22 protein-coding genes and 3 pseudogenes are annotated in these 26,989 nt (G+C 68.8%); 10 read left to right on the forward strand and 15 right to left on the reverse strand.

All coding sequences use genetic code 11. From position 1 onward, the window contains the following. Positions 1-32 precede the first annotated feature (32 nt). Positions 33-761, forward strand: coding sequence for a Mut7-C RNAse domain-containing protein (locus OG331_RS19490; RefSeq protein ID WP_406197900.1), 729 nt, complete (start codon positions 33-35; stop codon positions 759-761). On the opposite strand, the gene OG331_RS19495 is transcribed toward OG331_RS19490, so the two are convergent. From OG331_RS19495 to OG331_RS19520, 6 genes are all read right to left on the reverse strand, one after another. Further along, complete coding sequence (locus OG331_RS19495; RefSeq protein ID WP_406197903.1) at positions 758-3,175, reverse strand: galactose oxidase-like domain-containing protein; 2,418 nt, start codon at positions 3,173-3,175, stop codon at positions 758-760. The genes OG331_RS19490 and OG331_RS19495 overlap by 4 nt on opposite strands. Next, positions 3,172-4,377, reverse strand: a complete 1,206-nt coding sequence (locus OG331_RS19500) for a glycosyltransferase (protein ID WP_406197906.1) — start codon at positions 4,375-4,377, stop codon at positions 3,172-3,174. The genes OG331_RS19495 and OG331_RS19500 overlap by 4 nt, the downstream gene beginning before the upstream one ends. After that, positions 4,374-6,023 carry an ArnT family glycosyltransferase gene (locus tag OG331_RS19505; RefSeq protein WP_406197908.1) on the reverse strand — a complete coding sequence of 550 codons (1,650 nt, stop codon included), beginning with the start codon at positions 6,021-6,023 and terminating at the stop codon, positions 4,374-4,376. The genes OG331_RS19500 and OG331_RS19505 overlap by 4 nt, the downstream gene beginning before the upstream one ends. Beyond that, positions 6,020-7,282 carry a glycosyltransferase gene (locus OG331_RS19510; protein WP_406197910.1) on the reverse strand — a complete coding sequence of 421 codons (1,263 nt, stop codon included), beginning with the start codon at positions 7,280-7,282 and terminating at the stop codon, positions 6,020-6,022. The genes OG331_RS19505 and OG331_RS19510 overlap by 4 nt, the downstream gene beginning before the upstream one ends. A 191-nt stretch (positions 7,283-7,473) precedes the next feature. Continuing rightward, the gene (locus OG331_RS19515; protein ID WP_406197913.1) at positions 7,474-9,507 is read right to left on the reverse strand and encodes a thioredoxin domain-containing protein; all 2,034 of its coding nucleotides are present in this window, start codon (positions 9,505-9,507) and stop codon (positions 7,474-7,476) included. After that, the gene (locus OG331_RS19520) at positions 9,485-10,819 is read right to left on the reverse strand and encodes a recombinase family protein (protein WP_406197915.1); all 1,335 of its coding nucleotides are present in this window, start codon (positions 10,817-10,819) and stop codon (positions 9,485-9,487) included. The genes OG331_RS19515 and OG331_RS19520 overlap by 23 nt, the downstream gene beginning before the upstream one ends. Before the next feature lie 159 nt (positions 10,820-10,978). Between OG331_RS19520 and OG331_RS19525 the strand changes: the two genes are divergently transcribed. Beyond that, positions 10,979-14,179, forward strand: a complete 3,201-nt coding sequence (locus OG331_RS19525; RefSeq protein ID WP_406197918.1) for a tetratricopeptide repeat protein — start codon at positions 10,979-10,981, stop codon at positions 14,177-14,179. Between the two features lie 73 nt (positions 14,180-14,252). On the opposite strand, the gene OG331_RS19530 is transcribed toward OG331_RS19525, so the two are convergent. Then, positions 14,253-14,513: a hypothetical protein gene (locus OG331_RS19530; protein ID WP_363037898.1), complete on the reverse strand. Its 261-nt coding sequence runs from the start codon at positions 14,511-14,513 to the stop codon at positions 14,253-14,255. Next, positions 14,506-15,366 (reverse strand): mycothiol conjugate amidase Mca, encoded by an 861-nt coding sequence (gene mca / locus OG331_RS19535; protein WP_406210139.1) that lies wholly within the window; start codon positions 15,364-15,366, stop codon positions 14,506-14,508. The genes OG331_RS19530 and mca overlap by 8 nt, the downstream gene beginning before the upstream one ends. A gap of 168 nt (positions 15,367-15,534) precedes the next feature. On the opposite strand from mca, the gene OG331_RS19540 reads away from it, so the two are divergent. Continuing rightward, on the forward strand, positions 15,535-15,933 hold the full coding sequence (locus OG331_RS19540) for a DUF4307 domain-containing protein (protein ID WP_406197921.1): 399 nt from the start codon (positions 15,535-15,537) through the stop codon (positions 15,931-15,933). Positions 15,934-16,144: 211 nt separating this feature from the next. Continuing rightward, positions 16,145-16,645, forward strand: a complete 501-nt coding sequence (greA, locus tag OG331_RS19545; RefSeq protein ID WP_328879636.1) for a transcription elongation factor GreA — start codon at positions 16,145-16,147, stop codon at positions 16,643-16,645. A gap of 76 nt (positions 16,646-16,721) precedes the next feature. Here the strand turns inward: greA and OG331_RS19550 are convergent. Then, positions 16,722-17,153: pseudogene (locus OG331_RS19550) on the reverse strand (ABC transporter permease); the annotation flags it as partial. Between the two features lie 82 nt (positions 17,154-17,235). After that, a complete protein-coding gene (locus tag OG331_RS19555; RefSeq protein ID WP_406197923.1) occupies positions 17,236-17,604 on the reverse strand; it encodes a hypothetical protein in 369 nt (122 codons plus the stop codon). Between the two features lie 390 nt (positions 17,605-17,994). Between OG331_RS19555 and OG331_RS19560 the strand changes: the two are divergent. Continuing rightward, positions 17,995-18,156 (forward strand): annotated as a pseudogene (locus OG331_RS19560) (IS5/IS1182 family transposase); the annotation flags it as partial. Between the two features lie 84 nt (positions 18,157-18,240). Here OG331_RS19560 and OG331_RS19565 read toward each other — a convergent pair. Then, positions 18,241-19,254 (reverse strand): tetratricopeptide repeat protein, encoded by a 1,014-nt coding sequence (locus OG331_RS19565; protein ID WP_406197925.1) that lies wholly within the window; start codon positions 19,252-19,254, stop codon positions 18,241-18,243. Positions 19,255-20,631: 1,377 nt separating this feature from the next. On the opposite strand from OG331_RS19565, the pseudogene OG331_RS19570 reads away from it, so the two are divergent. Together OG331_RS19570 and OG331_RS19575 are read left to right on the forward strand one after the other, a co-directional pair. After that, positions 20,632-21,060, forward strand: a pseudogene (locus OG331_RS19570) (glycine-rich domain-containing protein). 137 nt (positions 21,061-21,197) lie between these two features. Then, a complete protein-coding gene (locus OG331_RS19575) occupies positions 21,198-21,989 on the forward strand; it encodes a protein kinase (protein WP_406197927.1) in 792 nt (263 codons plus the stop codon). A 343-nt stretch (positions 21,990-22,332) separates the two neighbouring features. Here OG331_RS19575 and OG331_RS19580 read toward each other — a convergent pair whose 3' ends face one another. After that, positions 22,333-22,743 (reverse strand): arsenate reductase ArsC, encoded by a 411-nt coding sequence (locus OG331_RS19580; protein WP_406197929.1) that lies wholly within the window; start codon positions 22,741-22,743, stop codon positions 22,333-22,335. Positions 22,744-22,791: 48 nt separating this feature from the next. Beyond that, positions 22,792-23,427: a low molecular weight phosphatase family protein gene (locus OG331_RS19585; protein ID WP_406197932.1), complete on the reverse strand. Its 636-nt coding sequence runs from the start codon at positions 23,425-23,427 to the stop codon at positions 22,792-22,794. Positions 23,428-23,530: 103 nt separating this feature from the next. Here OG331_RS19585 and OG331_RS19590 point away from each other — a divergent pair, with 103 nt between their 5' ends. Genes OG331_RS19590 through OG331_RS19600 form a run of 3 tightly spaced genes read left to right on the forward strand, consistent with a single transcriptional unit; the run spans position 23,531 to position 25,744 of the window. Beyond that, positions 23,531-23,845 carry an ArsR/SmtB family transcription factor gene (locus OG331_RS19590; RefSeq protein WP_406197934.1) on the forward strand — a complete coding sequence of 105 codons (315 nt, stop codon included), beginning with the start codon at positions 23,531-23,533 and terminating at the stop codon, positions 23,843-23,845. Between the two features lie 37 nt (positions 23,846-23,882). After that, complete coding sequence (locus tag OG331_RS19595; protein WP_406197937.1) at positions 23,883-24,692, forward strand: aquaporin; 810 nt, start codon at positions 23,883-23,885, stop codon at positions 24,690-24,692. Continuing rightward, positions 24,689-25,744, forward strand: a complete 1,056-nt coding sequence (locus tag OG331_RS19600; protein ID WP_406197939.1) for an ArsO family NAD(P)H-dependent flavin-containing monooxygenase — start codon at positions 24,689-24,691, stop codon at positions 25,742-25,744. Before OG331_RS19595 ends, OG331_RS19600 begins: the two co-directional genes overlap by 4 nt. A 21-nt stretch (positions 25,745-25,765) precedes the next feature. On the opposite strand, the gene OG331_RS19605 is transcribed toward OG331_RS19600, so the two are convergent. Further along, positions 25,766-26,509: a TIGR02391 family protein gene (locus OG331_RS19605; RefSeq protein ID WP_406197942.1), complete on the reverse strand. Its 744-nt coding sequence runs from the start codon at positions 26,507-26,509 to the stop codon at positions 25,766-25,768. Positions 26,510-26,566: 57 nt separating this feature from the next. Further along, on the reverse strand, positions 26,567-26,941 hold the full coding sequence (locus OG331_RS19610; protein WP_406197945.1) for an ArsR/SmtB family transcription factor: 375 nt from the start codon (positions 26,939-26,941) through the stop codon (positions 26,567-26,569). Positions 26,942-26,989: the final 48 nt, after the last annotated feature.

Consider the following 26,989-nt stretch of genomic DNA (forward strand, 5'->3'; position numbering starts at 1 on the left):
GCGCGCCCCCTGTGCCGTGCCATCCTGACCGGGTGAACGGTCCCGAGATCCACGTCGAGTTCGCCCCCGAGCTGCGCCTGTTCCTCCCCAACGGACGGCGCCAGGACGGTGCCGCCCAGGTCACCGCCGACGGCTTCTCGACCCTCGGCCATGTCGTCGAGTCCCTCGGCGTCCCGCTGACCGAGGCCGGTCCGCTGGTCGTGGACGGCCACGAGGTGCCGGTCTCGCACATCCCGACGGCGGGCCAGTCCGTTTCCGTACGGCCCGTCGAGCGCCCTCAGCGGGTGCCCGGCGCCCCGCTGCGCTTCCTGCTCGACGTCCACCTCGGCACCCTCGCCCGCCGTATGCGCCTGCTCGGCGTGGACACGGCGTACGAGTCGACGGACATCGGCGACCCGGCGCTGGCCGCCCTCTCGGCAGCCGAGCAGCGGGTCATGCTCAGCCGGGACCGGGGCCTGCTGCGGCGCCGCGAACTGTGGGCCGGCGCGTACGTCTACAGCACCCGCCCCGAGGACCAACTCCGCGACATCCTGGGCCGGTTCCGCCCCGAGCTGCGGCCCTGGACCCGCTGCACCGCCTGCAACGGCCTGCTCAAGGAGGCCACCAAGGAGGAGGTCGCGGACCAGCTGGAGGGCGGCACGCAGCGGTCGTACGACGTCTTCGCGCAGTGCACCGCGTGCAAGCGCGCGTACTGGAAGGGCGCGCACCACGAACAGCTGGTCGCCATCGTGGAGCGCGCCCTCGCGGACTACGCCGGCTAGCGCCGGGTCACATCACCCTTTCCGCAGGCGATTCCGTCCCTGTTCGTGTCCAGCCGCAGCGGGTCGTCCTTGCCGTTGACCTTGAGGCGGCCGTAGTCGTTCTTCTTCAGCCAGTCGCAGCGCGCCTTCGTCGTAGCCTTCACGGTCGGCGGGAAGTCCGTCGGCACACAGACGTTGGCGGAGCCGTAGTGCCGGTCGCAGCCGGACACGGTCGGGCTGACCTTCTGCGACGTGCGCTTCTTGCCGGGGCCCGCGACCTTGCCCTTGAGGTTGTCGGCGAAGTCGTGGACATGCGCCGAGGCGTCCTTGGCGCTCAGCGCCTGCGGGCCCTGGAGGTGCACCCACTTGGCCACCGACGGCACTCCGTTGGCATCGACCGCGAAGAGCATGTACCAGCCGGGCGGGGCCAGGTTGGGGTTGCTCGTCACGTTCAGGTCGACGTTGTTGCCGTCGACCGACAGGGGGAGATCCACGAAGCGCTGGTTCGGGTCCGACGAGTGAGTCACGGCGGCCGGGCGGATCAGCTCGGCCTTGGCGATGGGCCGGTCGACGGTGATCCGCTGGGTGTCGCCGTACGTCCACTCGGTGTCGATCACCGAAGTGATCGTCGGACGTTCGCCCTTGAGGAGATAGGGCGGGGTGTAGATCGACACGTCATGGTTCCAGGAGCCGTTGCCCGGGTTGTCGCCGGTGGCCATCACGCGGCCGTCGGGCAGGAGGAACGCCGAGGAGTGGTAGCCGCGCTCCTCCGGGTCCGCCGCCACCGGGTCGAAGGTGTTGGTCGCCGGGTCGTAGAGCGACGACTCGTACACCGGGTCGGCCCGGTTGTGCAGCGCGCCACCGGTCTCCAGGACCTTGCCGTCGGGCAGCAGCACGGCCGAGACGTACATCTTGCCCTGGTTGCCGGTCTGCGGGACCTTGCCGGCTCCGAGGTCGACGGTGCCCTGCGGGAGCGGCGGGCCGGCGACGTAGGACGGGTTGGGCTGCTTGAGGTCGATGACGTCGGTGAGGCGGTTCGCGTCCGGGTTGGAGTCGATGTTGCCGCCGCCGATGGTGAGGACCTTCTGGTCCTGGGCCGGCGGCAGCAGCACGCTCGCGGACTGGTCGCGCTCGTCCTTGCGCTGCAGGCCGGGGACCTGGGTGACCGTGTTGGCGTCGTAGTCGTAGATCGCCGATCCGGTGCCCGGGATGTTGTTGCCGAAGACATGGCTGCCGGAGTAGAAGAGGCGGCCGTCCTGCATCAGGATCATCGACGGGTACAGACCCCAGTACGACCAGGTCTGGTTGACCTTCCAGAGCTCCAGCCACTTCTGCTCGGCGTCCGACCACCGCTCGGCGGTCACCGAACCGGTCGAGTCCTCCTTCAGCCCGCCGAAGGAGATCACGTCACCGTTGCCGAGGATGGTGGCCGACGGGTACCAGTGGCCGTCGTTCATGTCGTTGGTCTTGCTGTACGTCTCGCTGACCGGGTCGAAGATGTACGAGTCCTTGTAGCCCTGGTAGCCGACCGTGCCGTCCGCCGACGGATAGCCCTTGTTGCCGCTCATCACGAGCACACGCCCGTCGTCGAGCTGGACGTGACCGGCGCAGAACATGTCCTTGGGCGTCGGGATCTGCTTGTACGTGCCGTTCTGCGGGTCGTAGACCGCACTCGTGAAGGTGCCCGCCTGGAACATCGTCGGGTCGTTGCCGGAGCCCGCGATCAGCAGCACCTTGCCGTTGTTCAGGACGACGGAGTGCATGGAGCGGACCGGGTTCTTCGTGGGCAGCACGTCCCAGCGGCCGTTCGCGCACTCCTCGGCCGTCCCCGTGCACACCGGGTCCGGGACCGGTTCGGCGACCTGGTCCATCGTGTAGTCGTCGGTGGTGACGGAGCCGGTGCCGTACACGGAGACGCCCCACGCGATCCGGTCGGTGCCGGCGGGCACCTCGGGCGTACGGACCGTCGCCTCGGTCCAACCGCCCGCCATCTCCAGCGTCTTGAGGTCGGTCCAGTACTGCCAGCCCGCAGTCGCGTCGTGCCGGAAGAGGGTGACCGAGGTGTCGGGGGTGGTCGACTTGTACCAGAGCCCCAGGTCGTACTGCTTGCCCGGCGTGACGACGGGCGCGCAGTCGGCGGACTCGGTGATGAGCGCCTTGCGATCGCCCTCGGCACGGCGGGTCAGTGACACCTTCATCGCCTTGGAGCCACTGTGGGCGTCCGTCGTCGTCTCGAAGGTGAAGTCGTTGTCGCCCCAGCCGGACTTCTTCCAGCAGTAGGGCATGTCGTCGGTGCCGGCGGTCTCGAAGCCGGGGTTCTTGATGAGGTTGGCGGCGGAGGCGGACTCGGGCGAGGTGAGGAGCAGGCCCCCGGTCAGGCCCATGACGGCCAGCAGGGCCGTTCTCCTCCCGGATCTCTTGCGGCTGGTTCTCATGCGGAACTCCTTGCTGTGCGGCTCCCGCGCCCGGTGCCCTTCCCGCTCCGGCGCGGCAGATAGACCAGCGCTTCGGTACCGACGAAACGCAGGACGAAGGTGATGACCAGGGCCAGCGCGGTGGCCGGCAGCACGGCCAACCCGAACTGCCCGACGAGCAGCGCGATCAGCGGGATGCGCAGCACCAGGTCGGCGTTGGCGAGCAGCGCGAACCGTACGGTGCGGTCGGCCCAGTGGCGGTGGATACGGCGGTCGCGGAACAGCAGCTTCTCGATGAGCAGGAAGTTCCAGGCCACGCCGAACTGGTTGGCGACTATCTCCGCCGGGAGGTAGTGCAGCCCCGCCTGGGTCAGCGCCCACAGCGCGGCCAGGTTCGGCACGAATCCCGTCAGCCCGATCAGCCCGAACACCACCATCCGGGACAGCGGGTCGGCCGTACGCAGCCCGGCGAGGTGCCGCAGGAAGCGCCGGCCTTCCGCCGCCGTGGACTTGGACTCCCCCGCGAACCGGTCCTGGAACACGAACGGCACCTCGGTGACCGTGCGCGGGCGGCTGCGGACCGCCAGCTCCAGCAGGATCTTGTAACCGAGCGGCTTGAGCGCCTCCGCGGTGATGTCGCTGCGCCGGATCGCGAAGAAGCCGCTCATCGGGTCGCTGATGCCGTGCAGCCTGCGCGGGAAGAGGGACTTGGTCAGCCAGGTCGCGCCGCGCGACACGGCCACCCGGTAGCTGCCGGCGAGCCCGGCCCGGCTGCCGCCCTTGATGTACCGGGAGGCGACGACGAGCCCGGCGTTCGCGCGCTCGCCGGTGGCGACCAGGTCCGGGACCAGGGACGGCGGGTGCTGGCAGTCGCCGTCCATGACGACGATCCAGTCCGACCCGGCCGCCTTCATCCCCTCGACGACCGCGCCGCCGAGCCCGCCGACGGGTTCGTCGCGGTGGATGACGGTGACGGGGAACGGGCAGTCCTGTGCCGCCTCCTCGATGACCTGCGGGGTGTCGTCGCTGGAGTCGTCCACGAAGACGACCTCGCAGGGCAGCCGGGACGGCACCGACTCGGTGATCTGGTGCAGCAACTGCCGTACGTTCGCCGACTCGTTGTAGGTCGGTACGACGATGGTGACGGCGCCCGGCTCGGGCACCTCGGCGGCATCGACCGACGGTTCGCCCAGCGCTCCTGGGGCGGTGTACTCGTGCGTCATCGAACCCCTCCGGATGCTGTCTGGATCTGCCGGATCTCGATCCGGTCCGCACCGGTGCCGAACACGGCGACCGGCTTCGAGTGCTCCATGGCCGCCTTGACGTTGGGCAGGTCGACCGCGTCCCGCCGCACCGTCGGCGAGGCGACGACGTAGTCGAGGTCCTTCCAGCCGCGCGGCATCGTCTTCGTCACGGCCGGGTCGAGGTCCGCCTTGTAGAACCAGATGGCGCCGAGCCCGGGCTCGTACCCGGCGTGCACCAGGTCCAGCCACAGCGCGTCGTCGACGAGCACCCGGGTGTCCTTCGGGTCCTCCACCTCCGTGGCCAGCCACTTCGAGGCCGCCTGGTAGGGCGCGTTGGCGTCGGCGGTGACGGCGGTGTGGGCGCCGTCGTACCAGCGGGGTACGACATAGGCGCCGGCCGCGATCGCGAGGACGGCCGCGAGGGCGTACCGCCCGCCGGTGACGTACCGGTTCTCGGCCTCGGAACGCCGTCGCCGCAGGACGGCGTGGGCGACGGAGGCCGTGCCACCGGCGAGGACGAGGGCGAGGAACGGCAGCGCCTGGATGACGTACATCGCGGGCAGGTAGCCGGTGGGGCGCATGGCCACCAGCGCGAGGATCACCACCGCGAAGGAGGGGCCCGCCAGGGCCCGGGCGGTGACCGACCAGCGCCAGGTGACCAGGAGCAGCAGGCCGCCCGCGAGGCCGCCGACGATGAGGACGCGGTCGTAGTAGAGCCACGACTGCAGGACGCCCCAGGAGCCGGATCCCTGGTCGAGGATGAAGCCCGAACCGGGCCTGGTCATCTGGTACTTGATGCCGTCCCAGAGCGAGACGTGCCCGCTGCCCGGGAACAACTCGCCCTTCAGCAGGGCGAACAGCGGGTACGACAGGCCGATCAGCGTGCAGGCGGTGACGGCGCCGGTCAGGGCGAACTTACGGGTGTCGCGGTGGCTGTGCCGCCACATGGTGACGAAGACCGCGGGGAGGACGAAGAGCATCGTCTCCTTGGTCAGCACGGCCGTGGCCGCTGCGATCCCCGCGCCGAAGTGGTGCCAGAGGTGGCGGCTCGGGGAGGCGGCGAGGGCGAACGCGAGGAGCGTCCACATCACCGCGAGGTTGTCGAGGAAGATCTCCCGCTGGAGCACGACCGACAGCGGCGAGAGCCCGAACAGGACCATGCCGAGTCCGGCCGCCCAGCGCGGCAGGGACAGCCGCCGCCCGAGGACGTAGACGAGGACCGCGCTGACCGCGCTGATGACGAGCATCGCGGCGCGCATGGTGCCCACGTTCATCGACTCGGGGCTGAGCGCGGCCGGTATCCAGGTCAGCAGGGCCAGCTGGATCCAGCCGAGCGGCGGGTGGTCGTACCAGTACGTGTAGTGGGCGAGGCCGCGGCCCTCCTGGACGGCCCAGGCCTGGGCGAGGTAGGTGCCCTCGTCGTCGCTGAGGGTGGGGTAGTCGGCGATGTTCCAGCCCTGCACGACGAGGATCGCGACGAGGAGCACGCCGCACAGGATCAGGTCGGGACGGGACGAACGCAGGCGCGTCGGCGGGGTTGTTCGGCTGGTCGAACGCGTCGTGGGCGCAGGCTGCCGCTGCGCGGGGACCTTGACTGTGGTCACCGCGGGAAGGGTGGAGGTCACGCAGGAACGTCCTCTCGGTTCACGTGCGCGAGATGTGCGCCGACGTGGCTGGTCAACTCCCAGTCATTGCGGCCGCGTTGCTCACGCCATACGGCGCGGATGGCGGCGCCGGCGAGGAGCACCTGGTAGAAGGGGCCGCCCACGATCAGCTTCAGGTAGTGGACGAAGCGGACCCGAAGCCCGTACTGCTTGCCGAAGTCGTGCAGTCCGACGACCTCGAAGACGAACGTGACGAGCGCGGTCACGGCCGGCAGGAAGGTGATGAACGCGACGCTCACCGGCACGTCGAGGAAGAGCGCGATCGCCACGTTCAGCGGGATGATCAGCCCGGTGAAGGCTTGCAGGAACGGCGTGGTGAGTGTGTAGCGGGCCAGCAACCGCTGCCCGAACGTGGGCAGTTGCTTCCAGTCCTTCTTCCGGTAGACCTGCAGGAAGCCCTGGTTCCAGCGGGTGCGCTGCTTGAGCAGCGACATCAGGCTGCCGGGCGTCTCCTCCTTGGTCACCATGTCGGAGTCGTACGCGACGACGACCTTCTTGCCGACGCTGGACAGCCGCACGCCCAGATCGCAGTCCTCGGCGAGGCAGTTCGAGTCCCAGCCGTCGGCTTCCCTGAGCACGTCCGTCCGTACGAAGACGGTGTTGCCGCCGAGCGGGATGAACCCCTTCTGCGCGTGCAGGTGCAGCCGGGAGCGGAACCAGAAGAAGTACTCCAGGCAGTTGCGCAGGCTGTACCAGCTGGAGTGGAAGTTGATCAGCTGGACCCCGCCCTGGACGACATCCGCCCCGGTCGTCCGGAACGCGTGGTCCACGTGCGCGAGGAGCTCGGGATGGACCTGGTCCTCGGCGTCGAAGACCCCCACGACATCGCCGCGGCAGTGCGGCAGGGCCGTGTTCATGGCCTTCGGTTTGTTCTTCTTCTCGTGGGTGTCGACGACGACGCGGACGCGCGGATCACGTGCCGCGGCCCGCTCGGCCACCTCGGTGGTCTCCGGGTCGTCGTGTCCGACGATGACGATGATCTCGAAGTCGGTGTGTGTGGACTCCAGCAGCCGCTGGATGGTGTGGTCCAGCACGGCTTGTTCGTGCCGGGCCGGCAACAGCAGCGAGAACGACACGTGCTCGCCGCCGTCCGGTCTGCTGAAACGGGTGGAGGCGAGCACTTCGGGCGTACGCCACGCGTGCATCTGCCACCACAAGGTGAAAGCCGCCATCCAGAACAAGGCCAGCGAAACGACGGCTATGAAAAAAGACGTCAGCAACAGATCCCCCCAGATCCCCAATGCCCCCTGTCGCAACGGTGAGTTACAGCCGTCGCGTCACTGTGGAGACATTAAGGGGGATCTGTGAAGTCCGCAGGCTGTTTTGATGAAGAGCGCGTTTCCTCACAACGAGCCCCGAGAGTGAGTAAATCGAACACAGGCTGCGTAAGTGCCCCGATTTGCCTGCCGTTTCACCTGCTCAGCGCGGTCCGCAAACGGTCGGGATCCGTGGTCGGGGCATCGCAGGTGAAGTTGCGGCACACATACGCGGCGGGTGCGCCCTGCTGCAGCGGCCGGTCAACAAGGAGCGGAAACTCGTCACTCTCCGGAGTGCCCACGGCCACGACCGCGCCCGGGGCGGTGCCCAGGAGCGCCGTACGGTGCAGGGTCCTCGTGCCCTCGTCGGCCAGGGACGGGCCGACCACCGCGACTTCACGCGGCCCGTCGAGGTTGGCCTCGGCGACGGCGAGTCCCCAGCCGATGAAGCGGGGGACGCGCGGGCCGAGGGCCTTGACGACGCCCAGCGCCCTTACGGCCGCGGCGCGATGGGGCTCCGCGCCGGTCTGCGCGGCGTAGCTCAGCAGGGCGCCGGCCGCCGCGCTCCAGCCGGACGGGGCGGCGTTGTCGGTGGGGTCCTGGGGGCGGCGGATCAACTGCTCGGCGTCGGCGGCCGTGTCGTAGAGGGCACCGGACTCCGCGTCGATGAAGCGCGCGAGCACGTGGTCGAGCAGGAACCCGGCGAAGTCCAGCCAGACGCCCTCGCCGGTGACCGAGGCGAGCGCGAGGAAGCCCTCGGCGACGTCGCCGTAGTCCTCCAGTACGCCCGCGTTGGCGCCGGCCTTGCCGTCCTTGCTGGTGCGGCTGAGGCGGGCGTGTTCGTCGAGGTGCAGCCGCACCAGGAGGTCGGCGGCGGCCACGGCGGCGTCCACGAGGTCGGGGCGGTCGAAGTAGGCGCCGGTCTCGGCGAGGGCGGCGACGGCGAGGCCGTTCCAGGCGGCGACGATCTTGTCGTCCCGGCCGGGCGCGGGACGCTCGGCCCGCGCGGCGAGCAGCCGCTCCTTCACGGAGGCGATCTTCTCGGCGTCGAACACCCCGTCCTGCTGCGGAAGCTGGAGGACGGAGGAACCGTGCTCAAAGGTGCCCTCGTCCGTCACACCGAAGTACCTGGCGGCGAGTTCGGCGTCGTCGTCCCCGAGCACCTCGCGCAGCTGCTGCGGGGTCCACACGTAGTACACGCCCTCGACGTGCTTGCCGGTCCCGTCGTCGCTGTCCGCGTCGAGCGCGGAGGCGAACCCGCCCTCGTTGGTGCGCAGTTCACGCACCATGAAGTCGGCGGTCTCCAGGGCGACCCGGCGGGCGAGCTCGGAGCCCGTGGCGCGCCAGAGGTGGGCGTAGACGCGGCACAGCAGGGCGTTGTCGTACAGCATCTTCTCGAAGTGCGGCACGACCCAGTCCCGGTCCACGGAGTACCGCGCGAAGCCGCCGCCGAGCTGGTCGTAGATCCCGCCCCGGGCCATCCGCTCGCAGGTGTCCTGGGCCATCTGCAGCGCACCGTCGGCCCCCGTCCGCGCATGGTGCCGCAGCAGGAACTCGACCGCCATGGACGGCGGGAACTTGGGGGCGCCCCCGAATCCGCCGCGCTGCGGGTCGTACTCCCGCGTCAGCCCGAGCAGCGCCTGCGCCAGCTCCTGCTCGCCGGGCGCCTCGGTCCCGCCGTAGGAGATCTCCCGCTCGGCGAGATCCCGGGTGATCTTCCCCGCGACGTCGGCGACCTCGTCCCGCCGGTCCGCCCAGGCACTGCGCACCCCCTCCAGGACCTGCCGGAAGGACGGCATCCCCTGCCGGGGAGCGGGCGGGAAGTAGGTGCCGAAGTAGAAGGGCTCGGCGTCGGGGGTGAGGAACACCGTCATGGGCCAGCCGCCCTGCCCGGTGGCGGCCTGGACGGCCTCCATGTAGACGGCGTCTACGTCGGGGCGTTCTTCTCGGTCGACCTTGATGTTGACGAAGTGCTCGTTCATGTATGCGGCCACGGCCTCGTCCTCGAAGCTTTCCTTGGCGAGGACATGGCACCAATGGCAGCTCGAATACCCGACACTCAGGTGTACGGCAACACCTCGCCGACGCGCCTCCGCGAAGGCCGCTTCCGACCAAGGCCACCAGTCGACGGGGTTGTCGGCGTGTTGAAGGAGATACGGGGATGTCTCATGGGCCAGTCGGTTCGGCATACCTCCATCCTGCCTGACGGGGGCGCTCCGGCAGGGGTTCCACCCGCGAGTGGTCCCAGGAAGGGGCTCCCTTCACGCCGGGGCGGACGATGCAGCGTGTGACGACGGACGCGACGACCTTCCTCTTCTCCTCGAGCCCCATCTCCCCGGACCGCCAGCGGTCCCGCAGCAGCTGCGGCGGCTTCGCCGCTCCTCGATCTTCGGAGAAGACCAGCCGTTCAAGCGCCTCGTCCGCCAGCGGCCCGCTGATGCTGCATCGACCGCAGCTTCGGCAGGAGTAGACGTACGGGCTCTTCTTGCTCCTCCCTTTCTGAGCGCACAGCGATCCTCGGCAGAGCGTGCCGTCGTGACGTTGCGCCCCACAGCGAAGAAAGCCGGTGGCCAGGTGGCGGGGAGCCATCCGCTTCTGCCCGGTCAGTCTCGGAGCGCCACTTCCCCTGTGGAGGTACAGACTCCCGGGCGAGAACGTGGCGCACACCGCGTGCCACTGATCCGGCACCACAATGGGTTCCCACTGACCGCGCACGGGCTGCCCCGTGTCCGGGATCAACAGCAACTCGCCCCGGTTGGCCCGATAGCCACAGACCCGCGGCGCCGTGATGATCTGGGTGACGGTCTGCGCGTTGGCTCTGCCACCACGGGTGCCGGTGACCCCGAGATCACACCAGTCCGCCGCGATGGCCCGGACCGCCTTCCCCGCGATGCGGTCGCTGATCGCCTGCTCAACGAGCTTCGCCTCTGCGGGATGAAGCGTGATTCTGTCCTGCTGCCGGCCGAAGGGCCTCGGCCCGCTGTGCGGCACACCTTCGGCGGCACGCGCCCAGTGCCAGTCCGACACCCGCCGACTCCTGACTCGTGTTTCCGTGACCGCTACCTCCAGTGATCGCACCGCCTGCAACAGCCCCTCCTGCGAGTACGGATCCCGAACGCCCTGCGGATCCACATGGATCCGCCCTGGCCGACTGGTCAACGCGGCAAGAAACCGCGAGAGATCCTCCGCGCGGCGATACAGCCGGTCGTCAGCGACGCAGACCACCCCGTCCACCCGCTGCCCGCCGTCGATGTGACCACGTGCCAGGTCCGCCACCAGCCGGTCGAATCCAGGCCGCAGCACTCCCTCCTTGGAGGCGCTGCGACCGTTGTCGCTGTATGCGGCTACGACGATGCAGCCCTGTTCATGCGCGATCCGCTCGTTGATCCGCAGCTGATAGCGCACACCGTGCCCGTCACGCTGCCTTGAGTCCTCCGACGTACGCGCATAGGACACAACCGGAATCAGTTCACTCGGGTCTCGCACGACATGCTGGTTCACAACGCCCCCGATTCGATAGTTCGCTCCCCAGTCAAAAGAACGAGCGATCCACCTCGAAGGTCACGGAAGGCGGTTCGATGATCGCCGTCCCTCTCGCGCTCAGGCCTCCCCCGAAGGACACTCATAGGCATAGGAGTTGCTGCCGGAGGGGGACGTGACATGCGGGACAGCCATCGGACGGAGGCCGAGCGGCTGTTGGCTCGGGCCGTGGAGGAGGAGGTACGCCGCTCGGGCGGGCGCGTCGAGGGACAGGTGCTGTTGTCGCGGGCGCGCGGCGCGCTGGACGCCATGGCGCAGGCGGCGGCCGAGGAGTACGAGGCGTATACGCACGCGCTGGAGGAGGCGGAGGCCGGCCGGCTGACGTTCGGGCAGCGGTTCGCGCGGGAAGGCGGCAGTACCCCGCTGATGGTGGCCGGCGTCGCCGCCCTCGCGGCCGTGGTGTCCGACCTGGCCCTCGGCACCGGCACGGTGACGGCCGTCGGAGCGGGCGTGACCGTGGGCGTCGTCGGCGCCGCGGCGACGGTCGTGAAGGTGGCCGGCACGCATCTGCCCGCCGCGCACCATCGCGCGGGCGCCGTCGGCCAGCCCGGCGGCCCGGAACAGCTGCGGCTGCAGTGGCTGACGGCGCTGGAGGTACGGGGCATCCGTCCGTTCCTCGACCAGCAGCGGGTGCTGAGCGCGTCCACCGGCCCGCAGAAGTCGGCGCCGCGACTGAAGGGCGCGGACAAGAGCGCGGCGGCCCGCGGCCGGAGCGTACTGGAGCAGTCGTTCGGTCAACTCCCCGAGCCGATGGGCCCGTTCGCGGGCCGCAGGCAGGAGATGGCCCGCATCCGGCAGTGGGTGCAGGCGGCGCGGGCGAGTACGGAGACGAAGCCGACGGTGGTCGTCCTGCACGGGGCGCCCGGCAGTGGCCGTACGGCACTGGCGATCCGTGCGGCCCACGATCTGAAGGACCAGTTCCGCGGGGCGTGCGTGGTGGATCTGCGCGGTGACACGACCGAGGAGCCGCCGCTGTCGACGCGGGACGCGCTGCTGCATCTGCTGAACCGATTGGGCGCCCCGCGCGAGCAGCTTCTCTTCCGTGAGCGATCCTCGACGGACCAGCAGGTCAAGCGGCTGAGCGAGCTCTACCACCAGCATCTGACCGGCCTCCCGGTCGCTGTCGTACTCGACGACGCCTCGGACCCCGAGCAGGTCCGCACCCTCGTCCCCGAGCGCTCCGACAGCCTGGTCCTGGTCACCGCGCGGGAGGCTCTCGACCTGCCGGCGGATCTCGCGGCGTGGGTGCACCAGCTGCCGGTGGAGTCCTTGGACGCGGCGGGCGCGGAGGAGCTGCTGTCCGCGGCGGCGCAGGATTCCGCCAGCCCCTATGACGCCGAATCCGCCGAGCTGATCGGGGAGTTGTGCGGCGGGCTGCCGCTGGCGCTGCGCATCGCGGGCTCGTCGCTGGGGCCGCGCTCACCGCGCACGCTGGCGACGGATCTGGGCGCGTACGGCCCGGTGGAGCCGATCGAGCGGGTGCTGTGGCTGCGCTACACCGACCAGTCGGAGTCCGCGAGACGGCTGCTGCGCAGGCTGGCGCTGGCAGGCCGGGCGTCGTTGGGCGCGGCAGCGGCGGCGTCACTCCTGGCCACGGACGAGGCGGAGGCGACGCGGCACCTGGTGGCCCTGTCCGAGTCGGGCCTGATCGACCACGTCCGCGGCAACCGCTACCGCCTGCACGACCTGGTCCGCGGCTTCGCCCACGCCCGCCTTCTCGACGAGGAGGAGCCGTCGGAGCGTACGGCGGCCCAGGAGCGGCTGATCGTGAACTACGCCGATCTCGCGGAATCCGTCCTGCGCCTGGTCGACGGCAACATGTCGACCCGCTCGGACCGCTTCAGCCCGCACGGCTTCACCTCGCTGGACGACGCGCTGCGCTGGCTGGACGACGAGTCGAGCTTCATCACGGCGGCCCTCAGGCACGCGGAGGACGCGAACCAGGCGGCCGTGCTCAATCTGCTGGGCGCCCTGTGCGACTACTGCCTGCTGCGGGGCGACCTCTACCGCCTCGGCGAGATCAGCGAGCTGGCCCAGGCCGTGGACCAGGGCCTGCTGGTCCGCTCGGTGCAGTGGCGTACGGGCATCGCGGCCCGTCAGCTGGGTGAGCTGGACAAGGCCCGCACGACCCTGACCTCGGTGGTCGACCTCTATATGCAGGCCCACCACGACGCGGGCGCGGCCCGCGCCCTGTGCTCCCTCGGCATCACCCTGCACCACCAGGGCCACCTCACCGAGGCGGCGGCCAAACTCCGCGAGGCCCTGGACCTCCAGTCGGCGCCCCAGCTGGCGACCGACCGCGCCTGGACGATGCACGCGCTGGCGGCGGTCGAACGGGACCGGGGGCGCGTGTCGGAGGCCCTGGGCCTGCTCACCGATTCCCTGGTCCTGCACCGCGCCGGCGAGTCGGTGCACGGCGAGGCGTGGGCCCACTTCCAGCTCGGCCAGCTGGGCCTGCGCATGGGCGACGTGCCGCGCGCGGAGTCCGAGCTGCGCCAGGCCCTCGACCTGTACGGCCGTACACGCGACGCCCGCGGGGAGGCGTGGGCGCTGACCCAGCTGGCCCGCGCCCGCCTGGTCGCCGGGGATCCCTCCCAGGCGGTGGACGGACTGCGCCAGGCGGCGTCCCGGCATCGCGACAACGAGGACGCGCGCGGCGAGGCCTGGTCCGTCTACTACCTGGGCCAGGCCCTGGAGGAGACGGGCAACCTGGATGTCGCGGTACGCGAGCTGGAACGCTCCCGCACGATGTTCTCGCGCATGCAGGACGTCTACGGCCTCGCCTGCGCCCGGCACCACTCGGCCCGCGTGACCCGGGACCAGCGCGCCGCCCAGACCGGGTCGCTGAAGAACTCCGGCTTCGCCCGCCAGCTCCTGGTGGACGCCCGCGCCAACTTCCAGCGGATCGGCGTCGCCCACGGGGAGGCGTGGACATGCCTGGAGCTGGCGGTGGTGGATGCCGGGAACACCCGTACACAGCAGGCACTGGCCCTGTGCGACGACGCGGTGGGTCTGTTCGCCTCGTACGGCGACCGGCGGGGCGAGGACTGGGCCCGCTTCCTGCGCTGCACGCTGCTGCCGTACGCGGCTCCCGGCGGCGTGGAGGTCGGCGCGGCGGTGGCGCAGGAGGAACTGGCCCAGCTGGCCCGCGCCGGTCATCCGCTGCGGGACGCGAAGCTGGACGGCTACCTGGAGGCGTACCAGCTCCTGCTGGAGCGCGGCGTGAATCTGGAGGCGGGATGGCAGGCATGGCGGCTCGGCATGGTGCCGAACCGCCATGCCCGGGAGGTCATGGGGGTGGCGGTCGCAGCCCGGCAGTGAGTCGGGTGCCGTCGGTACCGCCGGCCCGGCGGTACGACCCTCGGGAGCCGAGCCCGCCGAGCCCGGAAGGCTTTCAGCCCTGCCGTGGCTTGGCCGGGCCGGTGGCCTCGGCGTCCTCGGTGGAGCCCTCCGTCTTCGGAGCCGGGGGCTCCATGAAGTCGACCCTGCTCATGTGGCGGTTCATCGACTTCATCAGGGCCCACACCGCCAGTGCCATCACCGCGAAGACGATGAAGCCGAGGACGCCGGGGGTCACCTTGTCCTCGTCCACCTCCTTGGCGAGGGTGGCGAGCTGTGTCATTGCCAGGCTTGCGCTTGCGCTCATGTCAGGCATTGTCGCGGATGCCCGCAAAGAGGTCGTCCTCGGGGAGGGAGGTATCGATTAGGGACTTCGCCAGCTCGTACTCCTCGGTCGGCCAGACCTCTCTCTGGAGCTCCAGCGGGATGCGGAACCAGCCGCCGTCGGGGTCGATCTGGGTGGCGTGCGCGATCAGGGCCTTGTCGCGGATCTCGTAGAAGTCGCCGCACGGGACATGCGTGGTGAGTGTGCGCTGCTTCATGCCGAACTCGTCCCAGCGCTTGAGCCAGTCCCCGTAGGGGGACTCCAGGCCGCGGTCGAGCATGGCCTGGTGCAGCGCCTCGGTGCGGGGGCGGTTGAAGCCCTGGTTGTAGTAGAGCTTCCGCGGCTGGTACGCGGGGCCGTACTCCCCCTCCGGGTACTTCTCGGTGTCCGCCGCGCCCTCGAAGGCCACCATCGAGATCTTGTGGGTCATGATGTGGTCGGGGTGCGGGTAGCCGCCGTTCTCGTCGTAGGTGGTGATCACCTGGGGACGGAAGGAGCGGATCTGCTTCACCAGCTCACCGGCCGCCTTGTCGACGTCCTCCAGGGCGAAGCAGCCCTCGGGAAGCGGGGGCAGCGGGTCGCCCTCGGGCAGGCCGGAGTCGACGAAGCCGAGCCACTCCTGCTTGATCCCGAGGATCTCGCGGGCCTCGTCCATCTCCTTCTTGCGTACCTCGTGGATGTGCTCCTCGATGTACTTGTCGCCCTGGAGCTTCGGATTGAGGATGGAGCCGCGCTCCCCGCCCGTGCAGGTCACGACCAGCACGTCCACCCCCTCGGACACGTACTTCGCCATGGTGGCCGCGCCCTTGCTCGACTCGTCGTCGGGGTGGGCGTGGACGGCCATCAGTCGCAGCTGGTCAGTCAAGACTCAATCCTCATAAGTCGGCGCCCGGTGTGAACCGGTGCGATCGGCGGCTTCTATAGTGACCGAATCGGGGGGCGGATAATTCCGGGGTACGGCTCCGAGAACCCCTTTCGGGACATCCGTCCCGCCCCGGCCGAGAGGACGATCATGAGTACGGCGAGCACGCGGCGGCCCGAGAGCCGCTACGGCCGCTCCTCGGACGAGCGCGCCGACCGCACGCTCAAGGTCGTCGGCGCCGCCCTCGGGGCGGTACTGCTGGCGGTGATCGGCTACTTCGGCTACCACTACGTCGGCCAGAACAAGATCAGCGCCGAGGTGATCGAGTTCGACGCCGGGAAGAACGCGGTGAAGGTGCATCTGGAGGTCCGCAAGGACGCCGGCGCCTCCGGCTACTGCACGCTGCGCTCCCAGGCGGAGAGCGGCGCCGAGGTGGGCCGGGCCGACTTCCGCTTCGACGGCGACGCGACCCGGATCGACAAGGTCGTCACGCTCCGCACGACGTCACCGGGAACGACGGCCGAGCTGCTCGGCTGCCACGCCGGCTGACCGGGCCGTCCGGAACTGACCGACCCTGGCGAACACCGACCGCCTTTGTCCGGAATACGTAGGCGCTGACCTGCGTTGACGTGATTCTGATGGCTTATGTCCTCCCCCTTCGGCCGTTGAATTGTTAGGCTCGTGGTTTCGCCCATCCATGAAGGAACATCCTTCTGGGTAGGGCGATGCTTTGTATCCCCAGTACCTACGAGGAGCACCTGTGACCCAGACCAGCGAGAACGTCACCTGGCTGACCCAGGAGGCGTACAACCAGCTCAAGGCCGAGCTGGAGCACCTGTCTGGTCCTGCGCGCACGGAGATCGCCGCCAAGATCGCGGCCGCGCGCGAGGAGGGCGACCTGCGCGAGAACGGCGGGTACCACGCGGCCAAGGAGGAGCAGGGCAAGCAGGAGCTCCGTGTGCGCCAGCTGACCCAGCTCCTGGAGAACGCCAAGGTCGGCGAGGCGCCGACGTCGGCGGAGGGCGAGGTGGCGCCCGGCATGGTCGTCACGATCGCCTTCGACGGTGACGAGGACGACACGACGACCTTCCTGCTCGCCTCGCGCGAGTACGCGAGCTCGGACATCGAGACGTACTCCCCGCAGTCCCCGCTGGGTTCCGGCGTGATCGGCCACAAGGTCGGCGAGGACGCGGAGTACGAGCTGCCGAACGGCAAGACGGCCTCCGTGAAGATCCTGAAGGCCGAGCCCTACAGCGGCTGAACCCGGGCCGTGCGGCGCTGCCCCGGCCTGCATCTCCCTCACGAGCCCCCGGCGCCCACCGGCGCCGGGGGCTTCGTCATGCCGTCGCCGAGCGGTACGTCCGAACCGCCAGGGTGCGGAAGACCACGATGATCAGGATCGAGTGGATCAGCGAGGCCCACACCGGGTGCTGCATGGGCCAGGCGTCCGACGGTGAGACTCCCGGGTTGGCGAAGAGCTCGCGACAGGCCTGGACCGTGGCACTGAAGGGGTTCCAGTCGGCGACGTGCCGCAGCCACGGGGTCATGTGGCTGGTGTCCACGAACGCGTTCGAGATGAAGGTGACCGGGAAGAGCCAGATCAGTCCGCTGGACGTGGCCGTCTCGGGGGTACGGACGGACATGCCGATCAGGGCACCGATCCAGGTGAACGCGTAACCGAGCAGGAGCAGCGGTCCGAAGGCCGCCGGCACCCTGCCGGCGTTGGTGCTGCCGTCCGACCCGACGCGCCGGCCGACCAGCAGGGCGGACAAGGCCACGGCCACCACGCCGATGCCCGGTCCGTCCTGCTGGGCCGGACCGGGCATCGGGAGTTATGGGAGCTGTCCGGGGTCAGGCCTCGGCAACTTGGAGCAGCCAGCTGACCGGGATGTCGTCCTCGAAGTCGTTCGCGCTCTTCCTGACCCGGCCGATAGCGATCTTCTGGGTGCTCGTCGGGAGCTTCGCACCGTTGGAGACCCGGCCGCCTGCATGCGTGACGTCTAAGTCCACAGCGGCGCTCCAGTTGGAGCCATCGTGCCAGTTCACCTTGATCTTTGCATCCCCCCAGGCGGAGCCGAAGCTGATCCACATGTCGCCCGACCAGTTGGCCTGGTTGGCCGCCGGGACGGCCAGGACGATGCCGTACTTGTAGTGGATGAGCCCGCCGCTCTCGGTGAACGCGAAGCCGGGGGGAATCTCGCCAGTCTGGAAGTTCGCCACTCAGTACTCCTTGCCTGTCACTGCTCCGGTGCCGCGGGAAGCGACGCCGCACCGCAGCCCGCAGACCGCGGCACGAACCACGCTAGGGACGCATTCAGGACGCCCCTCACCTTCCCAGGCCAAACCATCAGTTGAGGGGTAGTGCAAGCATGCCCAGCTCATCCGCTCCGCTCCTGCGCCCCCGGATACCCCCTGCTGCACCCCAGGGAGCGGCTGACTCCTCCGGCCGGCGGCCGGAGCCTGGAGTCTGCTGCGGAAGCGGATCTTGGTTGTGGATGATCACGCCTCGTGGAGCATGATGATCCGACGAGCAGCAAGTGGGCGCGGCTGGAGCCGTTGTTGCCGCAGGGCATCAAGCTGGGCCGTCCACCGGAGTACCGCGTCCGCAACCGCCAGAAACCAGGGTCCCGAGGCGGTCGGCCGCCGAAGTTCGACAGGCCCGACTACCGCGAGCGTCACGCGGTGGAGTGCGGGATCAACCGCCTCAAACGTCACCGGGCCGTGGCCACCGGATACGACAAGCTTGCCGTCCGCCAGGAGGCAACGTGCTGATCGCAGTCATCAACGAGTGGCTGTGACCAGCACTTTCCCAACAGACCCAAATCGCGAGTACCCAAGCTGTGACGAGTCGTCAGTTCAAGCGCAGACGGACAACGAACGCTCATACACGGCCTGCGCCGCGCGATGCCGAACGTGCGGCTTCAACAACGCTTGCATGTTGCCGATCTTCTGATCTGCACTCCCCGACTGAACCAGCGGGTAGTCATCCAACACCTTGTCCCAAGTCGCGCACGCTTCCTCAAGACGCCCCAGCTCTAGCTCACGCTCGGCCAACAGTGAGTTGTAGCGGACGCTGACACGTCGGTAGTGACTGTGCCGCAACCGGTTCGATTCCTTCAGGGACTCCACAGCACCCTTCTTGTCGCCAAGGGCGTAGCGCACCTGAGACACGTGGTAGGCCAGGGACGAGGGCGCGTAACTGCCGAAGGCCTTTGCTCGGGACTCGGCCCGCTCCATGGCAACTTCGGCTTCCTTGATGAACTGCAAGGCCTCGCCTCGGTAGCCACTCCCGCTAGCCGCGTAGGCATGGGCCTGCTGACCGGCGAGGAACGCCCGCATGCGCGGCCCCGCGTTCGGTGACGCTGCCGCAGCAGCATCAGCCAAGCGAACAGCCTGGCCACTGTGACCCAGGTCAACGGCCTGAAGACTCATGCCCCGCAGAGTGGTGCAGAACGTCAGATGGTCGTCTGCCTCGCCTGCCAGCTCCAAGGCTTTCACGTAGTAGCGCTGCGCCAGTCCTTGGAGCCCTTCGTCCACGGCCATGAAACCCGTGAGGTACAGAAGATCCGACGTCGCCGAAAGAAGGGCCTTCCTGACGTCGTCGGGCGCATCAGCATCGAGGTGGGGAACCACTGTGTTCACCAGGAAGGCAGCAGCCATCGGCCGCGCAGCTCGCCCACCGAACTGGTCGTCCAGTTCGGAAACCTTCTCGGTCATGGCTGCAACCGCGTCTACCTCGCGATATCCAATGCGCCGAGCCTTTCCGGACTGCACAGCGCTGAGCCGGCCGACGACATCCGGCCAGTCGGGAATGGTGAGCGCAACCGAGAACAACGCAGCACCGAGGACGCCACGGCGGGACGGATCCATGTCTTGCCTCCCCAGCTCCATCAACCCTTCCAAGGAACCTACGCCGCCGGATGTTCCAGGTGGGGAGACGGGAACCCGGCGTCCGCGTGCGTGATGGGGTGACGGAGTTTCCGGGAGAGCGCTTCGAGGATGAGAGGCCGGACGACCTCCCGAGGGATGGTGCCGTTCAGCCAGTGATTCACGGCTGAATCGTCGTAGCGCAAGGGCATGCCGGACTCAGTGCCAACACGGTTGACGGCAGTGGCGAACTGTTGCTGACCCCAGCCAGTTTCGGCGAGTAACCGGCCCAGTGCTGCGTTCGGTAGGCGCCTGCTCATCGTGAACTCTCCTGCGCTTCCTGAACTTTCAGGGCTTTCAAGTCCGCACCTCGTTGCAACCGTACCGCTCACGGTGTTCATGCGGTTGCGTAGAGGCAGAGAGATCAACCCACGGAGCGACCACAAATCTGATGACGGAGTGGCCATGTTGCTGGCAGGCGAGGGGCCCCTCCCTGGGGCCGGGTACGAACCGGCTACCAGGTGCAGGCCTCCGCTCACTACCCCGACGGGCGGTCGATTTCTCTCGGGAGAGAAACAGCCACGACACCTCGCTTAACCGTCCGTTGGTTACGAAGGCGCACCAGCGATGTGGCGGACCAGTTGGACCCGCCCTACGCCGGCCCCCTGCGTGCGTGGCTCAACGACGACACCGAACGGGCGTGGGCGCTAGGACGTCTGGCCCGTGGCGAGCGATATGAAGTCCAGGCCCAGGACGACGGGGGAGTTGCATTTGTTCTCGCTGCCTGGCCCGTCGTCGTAGACCTGACTCCCTATCTCGCCCTCTGGCAAGCGGAAGGGACGGCATGGCAACCCCGGTAAGCCAGAGGCTGACCGAGCCTGGATTTTGGTTCGAGCGGATCAGGTACACCGCACCGGTCGACGGCACCGTCTTGACTGCCGCCTACTACGCGACAACGCACCCCGAGATGATTCGAGCATTTGAGTGGATCGATGGCGACGGGGTCATCAGCGCCGGAGCCGCTCTACGGCGCGGTGAGCCTTGCGAGTTGTCTATCAGCGCTCATGACACGCGAATCGTCTGGACCGTCCGGCCTGTCACATTCGTGGCACTTGCCAGCTCTGATCCGTTGGACGCCTGCCCACGCAAGAAGGGTCAAGGTGTGGCCGTACCTCAAGTTGCTCCCGCTAGCCCCTTAGCTCCCGCACCTGCCGGGAGGTGTTCAACGATCTCCGTTACATCTCCCCCACGGCAATCGGAGGCCTCGGCAGGAGGCGGGAAATGGGTCCGGCCCTGGCGCTAAGTCCAGGCAAGACCGGCGCTGGGGCCGGACTCGGCAAGTGCAGTGCACCACTCCACCTACGAGGAGGGAACACACGCATGACCATCATCGACAGCGAGGTCCGTACCGGCCGCTCGCTCCTGAGCGCCGAACTCTTCGACTCGCTCACGCACTTCATCACCGTCCACGACGGAGCCATGCCCGAGCAGGCGGAGCGCATCGCCGACCAGGCCGCCGCCTTCCTGGCAACGGTCGCGGTCGCCACCGTGCCCATGGTTCCGTCCGACGACGTCGACATGGGCCTTCACGCGTTCATCCTGCACACCAAGGAGTACGCATCCTTCTGTGAGACGCATGCCGGGCGCTTCCTGCACCACAACCCCGCGCCCGGCGGGGGCCGTCGCCGGCTCGAAGCGTTCAGGCCGCAGCACACGCCATGAAGGCAGCCGGGTTCCAGGTGTTGGACCGTGAACGGTGAGAACGCGGCACAGTGCGACTCGGACTGTGGCCGCCCGTACGGAGGCTAGCGGTCGGTAGCTTCCGGCCGAGGAACCAAGCGGGTCGACCCCACGCGGGTCGGCCCGCTCTGCAGGGAGGATGGGCCACGATGCCTGACCGAACGCCACACGCCATCCCGGCTCCCATTGCCGAGATGCTCATGCCCATGGCCCGCCGACTGGTACTCCACCGACGAGGGTCGACGGTGTGGCAGGTCCACACCGAGCGAGGTGAGTACGCCGTAAAACTGGGTTACTCCATCGAAGCCACAGCCGAGTGGGCAGCCCGGGAGTGGACCGCCCGCGCCCCAGCCAGAGAAGGCGTCGTGCTCCACGACCTAGGAGTAGGAGACGTCTCCTACGGAGCATGGGAACACGGGACATGGAATGTGCAGCCATGGCACCCCGGTGAGAGCTTGTATGACAGATGGAAGCCCCACCGGACCGGCGAAGCCACCACGGAGCCAGACCTACGAGAGGCGCTTTCATGCGCCGAAACCCTTGCTGACCTGCACTCCAAAGGTTGGGTCCACGGCGGCGTACAGCCGGCGCATTTCATCCTGGGGCCTGCCAAGGCATCACTGATCGACCTAGCCTTGGCTCACGGAGGGACGATTCCCGAGCGCTATGCCTTCCCTTTCACCGGCTGTCTCGTCCACTACGAAGCACCAGAGATCTCCCAAAGCGTGCTCAACACCGGTGAGGCGGTGCCGACCACGAAGGCCGACAGCTACGCCCTCGGAGCAAGTCTGTTCATCAGTGCCACGGGATGGCGAGCCGTTGCCTACCCCGACGACGCGTCCCGCGAAGAGCAACGACAAGCCGTCGTCGACGGCCCGCACCGCCCAGTGAACGTTCCAGGCATTCTCGGCAAGCTAATCGAGCAGATGCTCAACCCTTCCCCGGACGACCGTCCGACGCCTGCCGAGGTCTGCGATGCTCTCAAAGCCGAGCTCTAGCTCACGCGTCTGCTGCCGATGCGAGCGAGAGTCAGAAGGTGCCGTACCCGTCCGTGACGTCGAGCGGGTCAGCGGTCCCGACTTTACGCTCTTCGCCTGCCCTGACTGCGTTCACCTCGTGCCACCAGGGCCGCTCATGATTGACGTCCTGCTTTACGTCGGAACGCGACGCTGAACCAGCAAGCAAAGAGCCCCGCGCGGTACCTGCCGCGCGGGGCACCCTGCTGACTTCGTGCTCTCGCGTGACTTCCCAGCCAGCAGCACGTCGGCCAGGTCGCGGGGCCGGAGCTGATGATGATGACCTGGCGTAAGCCGTCTCCGACCAAGTCCGGGCTCACGCCTTCTACTGGGCGTCGATCTCGGCAATCAGGGCCTCGATGCGCTTGTGGATCTCGTCGCGGATGGGGCGGACAGCTTCGACGCCCTTGCCCGCGGGGTCTTCCAGGGCCCAGTCGAGGTACTTCTTGCCGGGGAAGATCGGGCAGGCGTCGCCGCAGCCCATGGTGATGACGTAGTCGGACGCCTGGACGGCCTCATTGGTGAGGATCTTCGGCTCGGCCGCGGAGATGTCGATGCCGACCTCGTCCATGGCCTCGACGGCGGCTGGGTTGACCTGGTCGCCGGGGATGGAGCCGGCGGAGCGGACCTCGATCCGGTCGCCCGCGAGGTGGCTGAGGAATCCGGCGGCCATTTGGGAGCGCCCGGCGTTGTGGACGCAGACGAACAGCACGGAGGCGAGCGGGCTGGAGGACATCGGTTCTTCCTTCGTCAGTGCATCAAGAGGGTTGTGCAGGTGGTCGGTTCAGGTGCTCGGCAGGGAGGCGAGGAGTTCGGTGATGTGGGCGTCGATCTCGTCGCGGATGCCGCGGACGACGGCGATCGGGGCGCCCTCGGGGTCGGTGACCGGCCAGTCCAGGTACCGGCGGCCTGGGAGCACGGGGCAGGCGTCGCCGCAGCCCATCGTGATGACGATGTCGGCGGCCTGCACGACCTCGTCGGTCAGCGGCTTGGGGAAGGCGTCCGTGAGGTCCACACCGGCCTCAATGAGTGCCTGGGCGACGACCGGTTCGACCTCGGCCGCAGGGTCTGTGCCGGCGGAGGAGACGACCACGTGGCCGCCCGCTCGGTGGGCGAGGAGAGCGGCGGCCATCTGGGAGCGGCCGGCGTTGTGGCTGCACACGAACAGCACCCGTGGCAGGCCGCACCCCGGTGCGCCCTCGATGTGGGCGAGGGCGTTCAGACGCTCGGTTGCCAGGTGCTCGGCCAGCACCACCAGGTGAGTACGGACCCGGGCGTGCTCGGCCAGCCGCTCGTAGGAGTCGATGACCAGGCGCTGGATCGTCTCGGCGGAGAAACGTCCGCGGTAGTGCAGGGCGAGGCGGGCTATGCCGGACGCAAGGCGGTCGTCGGGCAGGACGGGCGGCAGGGATGCGGTCATGGGAACCCCCTTCGGGGCATGGGTCCCCACGGTCGTGGGGATGCAGGTCCCAAAGATCAGCCCAGGCTGGTATCAGCCCGGAGTGATGTGAGATTATCAGTCCATGCTGACGTCAGTCGACACTGATCTGTTGCGGGTGCTCGCGGACCCGCTCCGCCTCCAGATCGTCACCCTGCTCGCCAAGGAGACGCTCTGCACCACGCACCTGATCGAGGAGACGGGGGCCAGACAGACCAACCTCTCCAACCACCTGAAGGTGCTGCGCGAGGCCGGGGTCGTGGAGACCGAGCCGTGCGGCCGGTTCACCTACTACCGGCTCAAGCCCGACGTCATCACCTCCCTCGCGGGCCAGTTCGCCGACCTGGCGGAGACCGCGCGCACCACCGCCGAGAACAACGTCAAGCGGTCCTGCCCCTGATCCCCGCCCCTGCGGCGACCTGCACCGAGGAGTCCAGTTGACCGCCACCGAGGCTGCCGAGCACGACAAAGCCGAGGAATCCCCGACAGCCCCCGACGCGGTCGGGACCGACCCGCAGCCCGCCCCAGGCGCCACCCCGCCCCAGACACCGCCGCTGCTCGCCAGGGCCGCGGCCGAACTGGTCGGCACCGCGGCACTCGTGGCGGTGGTGGTCGGCTCCGGCATCCAGGCAACCGAACTCACCCAGGACGTCGGCCTGCAACTCCTCGCGAACTCCACGGCCACCGTCCTCGGCCTCGGCGTGCTGATCCTGCTGCTCGGCCCGGTATCCGGCGCACACTTCAACCCCGCCGTCACCCTCGCCGAGTGGTGGACCGCCCGCCGCGGCAGCCCCGGCGTGACGCTGCGGGAAGCGGCCGTCTACGTCCCCACCCAGATCGTCGGCGCCATCGCGGGCGCGATCCTGGCCGACGCGATGTTCGGCGAACCGCTGGTGAAGTGGTCCACCCACGACCGCTCGGCCGGACACCTGCTCCTGGGCGAGATCGTCGCGACGGCCGGGCTGATCCTGCTGATCTTCGGCCTGGCCCGCACCGACCGCCTCCGCTTCGCCCCTGTCGCGGTCGCCTCCTACATCGGCGCCGCGTACTGGTTCACCTCGTCCACGTCCTTCGCCAACCCGGCGGTGACCATCGGCCGCGCTTTTACCGACACCTTCGCCGGCATCGCCCCTGGCTCGGTCGCGGGCTTCATCGGCATGCAACTCATCGGCGGTGTAGTGGGGCTGGCACTTGTGGCGCTGATCTTCATGCCGAGCCGGGTCGCCTCCGAGCGCGCCGACGCATGACGCAGACGACGCAAGCGGTAGTGATCGGCGGCGGCCAGTCCGGGCTCGCCGCTGGCTACCATCTGCGCCGCCTCGGGGTGGACTTCGTCATCCTCGACGCCCAGACCGAAGCGGGCGGCGCCTGGCGGAACGCCTGGGACTCGCTGCACTTGTTCTCCCCGGCCGCCTACTCCTCTTTGCCTGGCCGTCTCATGCCCGTACAGACCGGGGAGGTGTACCCGGATGCCGGCCACGTGGTCGGCTACCTCACCGACTACGAGCGTCGCTACGGCCTTCCCGTGCACCGTCCCGTACGCGTCGAAGGTGTTCACCGTGACGGCACGCTCCTGCGTGTTGAGACCGACGCGGGCACCTGGCGTGCGGGGGCCGTTGTCAGCGCCACGGGCACTTGGTGGCGTCCCTTCGTGCCCGCCGTTCCAGGCCGCTCGGACTTCCGCGGACAGCAGCTGCACACGGTCGATTACCGCAGCCCGCGCGACTTCGCCGGGCAGCGCGTCGTCGTGGTGGGCGGCGGCAACTCCGGTGCCCAGATCGCGGCCGATCTGGCGTGCGACGCCGAGCTGACGTGGGTAACTCAACGCCCGCCGCGCTTCCTGGCTGACGACATTGACGGGCGGGCCCTGTTCGACGCGGCCACAGCCCGTCGTCGCGCGCTCGACGAGGGCCGCACCGACACCGGAGGCGTCGCGTCCCTCGGCGACATCGTCGCTGTACCGCCTGTACGCGACGCCCGTGACGCCGGACTGCTCAAGGCGTCGCCCATGTTCGTACGCCTCGACCCTGGCGGAGCCCTCTGGGCCGACGGCACCCGCGCCGACGCCGATGTGATCATCTGGTGCACCGGATTCCGTCCGGCCCTCTCGCACCTGGCGCCCCTTGGGCTGCGAGGTCAGCGTGGCCACATCGCCGTCGAGGGGACGCGTTCGGTGGACGAACCACGTCTGCACCTGCTCGGGTACGGCGACTGGACAGGGCCGGCCTCCGCCACTTTGATCGGCGTCGGCCGACCAGCGAGAGACGTGGCCCGCACGGTCGCGGATCTCGTCCTCTGACCCTGGTCCAGGGCCAGCCACTCAGACGGTCAGCACAGTCGCTGCGTGCACCCAGCGAGCCAACAGGCTGAAGGCGGCGAGCTGTTCCAACGCCTCGTGTTCTGGCAGCTCGGGGAGACCGTCCTCATGGCTGTTGGGGTTGCGGATCGCCGCGTAGCAGCCCTCGGCAAAGGCCATGGCTCCGCGGTGGACACTGCGGAAGGTGTCGCTTCCGTCGTCCTCCAACAACCGCAACCGGGGTTGATCCGCCTTCGGGGCATCCAGTGAGAAGACACGCTGGAAGAGCTTCGTCTCGCCGACGTCGCGACGCCCGATCTTGTTCTGCGCCTCGGCGTTGACCTTCCTTGCGGCTGCCGTCACCGCCTCCCGGAGGTGTCCGCTCCCCCATAGCGCCCGGGCGCCGTCCCACACCCAGGGGTGCATGCTGCCCGCGCTCAGCTGGGGAGCGTCGTCGCCCAGACGGGAGCGGACCTCGCCATCCCGCAGAAGCGCGGCGTCGGCACGCTGAGCGGCTTCCCGATGCTGGACCCAGCGGTTGACCTCGCCGTTCTTGCTCTTGTCGACCTCCGTGCGCCATCCGGGCAGGACCCTGTCGAGGATCTGTTCCACCACGTGGGCGCTGGTGGCGATGTCTGCCTGTGAGCCGCGGTTCGAGAGGCGAGAACTGAAACTGACAACGCCAGGGGGATCCGGCTTCCGGTAGAGCTCAGTGAGGCCGAGAAAGTGAGCCAGCTCGTTGCGCGCCCAAGAGATGTCGATGCCCATGAGTTCATGGTGACGGGCCCCACTGACAATCAGGTGCCCGCTGGAGCAAGTCCGCGTTCAGCCCGCGATCTTCAGCATCCGGCCCATCGCTGCCACCACCGACGGCTCCACCCGGTAGTACACCCACGTGCCGCGCCGCTCGGAGGTGAGCAAACCGGCCTCCTTGAGCTTCTTCAGGTGGTGGGAGACGGTCGGCTGCGAGACGCCGACGTCCGAGATGTCGCACACGCACGCCTCTCCGCCCTCGTGCGACGCCACCGCGGAGAACAACCGCAGCCGTACCGGGTCACCCAGCGCCTTGAACATCCGCGCCGTCTTCTCGGCTTCATCGGCGGTCAGCGGCCGTTCGGTGAGCGGAGGGCAGCACGGTGCCACGGCCTCGGCGACCTCGGGCTCCAGCAGCGTCAGCGGCAGCACCTGCGTATTCGACATGCATCTATGTTGACATATGTCGAACCAGTGAGCGAGGGGCGTTAGCGG

The organism is Streptomyces sp. NBC_01017 (assembly GCF_045162795.1).
Classification (GTDB): Bacteria; Actinomycetota; Actinomycetes; order Streptomycetales; family Streptomycetaceae; genus Streptomyces; species Streptomyces machairae.

What these genes read in the sequence shown, in the direction of transcription:
- OG331_RS19495 (WP_406197903.1), bottom strand. Translation starts at nt 3,175, where the DNA reads ATGAGAACCAGCCGCAAGAGATCCGGGAGGAGAACGGCCCTGCTGGCC.
- OG331_RS19500 (WP_406197906.1), bottom strand. Translation starts at nt 4,377, where the DNA reads ATGACGCACGAGTACACCGCCCCAGGAGCGCTGGGCGAACCGTCGGTC.
- OG331_RS19515 (WP_406197913.1), bottom strand. Translation starts at nt 9,507, where the DNA reads ATGCCGAACCGACTGGCCCATGAGACATCCCCGTATCTCCTTCAACAC.
- OG331_RS19525 (WP_406197918.1), top strand. Translation starts at nt 10,979, where the DNA reads ATGCGGGACAGCCATCGGACGGAGGCCGAGCGGCTGTTGGCTCGGGCC.
- OG331_RS19530 (WP_363037898.1), bottom strand. Translation starts at nt 14,513, where the DNA reads ATGCCTGACATGAGCGCAAGCGCAAGCCTGGCAATGACACAGCTCGCC.
- mca (WP_406210139.1), bottom strand. Translation starts at nt 15,366, where the DNA reads ATGGCCGTCCACGCCCACCCCGACGACGAGTCGAGCAAGGGCGCGGCC.
- OG331_RS19540 (WP_406197921.1), top strand. Translation starts at nt 15,535, where the DNA reads ATGAGTACGGCGAGCACGCGGCGGCCCGAGAGCCGCTACGGCCGCTCC.
- OG331_RS19565 (WP_406197925.1), bottom strand. Translation starts at nt 19,254, where the DNA reads ATGGATCCGTCCCGCCGTGGCGTCCTCGGTGCTGCGTTGTTCTCGGTT.
- OG331_RS19575 (WP_406197927.1), top strand. Translation starts at nt 21,198, where the DNA reads ATGGCCCGCCGACTGGTACTCCACCGACGAGGGTCGACGGTGTGGCAG.
- OG331_RS19580 (WP_406197929.1), bottom strand. Translation starts at nt 22,743, where the DNA reads ATGTCCTCCAGCCCGCTCGCCTCCGTGCTGTTCGTCTGCGTCCACAAC.
- OG331_RS19585 (WP_406197932.1), bottom strand. Translation starts at nt 23,427, where the DNA reads ATGACCGCATCCCTGCCGCCCGTCCTGCCCGACGACCGCCTTGCGTCC.
- OG331_RS19590 (WP_406197934.1), top strand. Translation starts at nt 23,531, where the DNA reads ATGCTGACGTCAGTCGACACTGATCTGTTGCGGGTGCTCGCGGACCCG.
- OG331_RS19600 (WP_406197939.1), top strand. Translation starts at nt 24,689, where the DNA reads ATGACGCAGACGACGCAAGCGGTAGTGATCGGCGGCGGCCAGTCCGGG.
- OG331_RS19605 (WP_406197942.1), bottom strand. Translation starts at nt 26,509, where the DNA reads ATGGGCATCGACATCTCTTGGGCGCGCAACGAGCTGGCTCACTTTCTC.
- OG331_RS19610 (WP_406197945.1), bottom strand. Translation starts at nt 26,941, where the DNA reads ATGTCGAATACGCAGGTGCTGCCGCTGACGCTGCTGGAGCCCGAGGTC.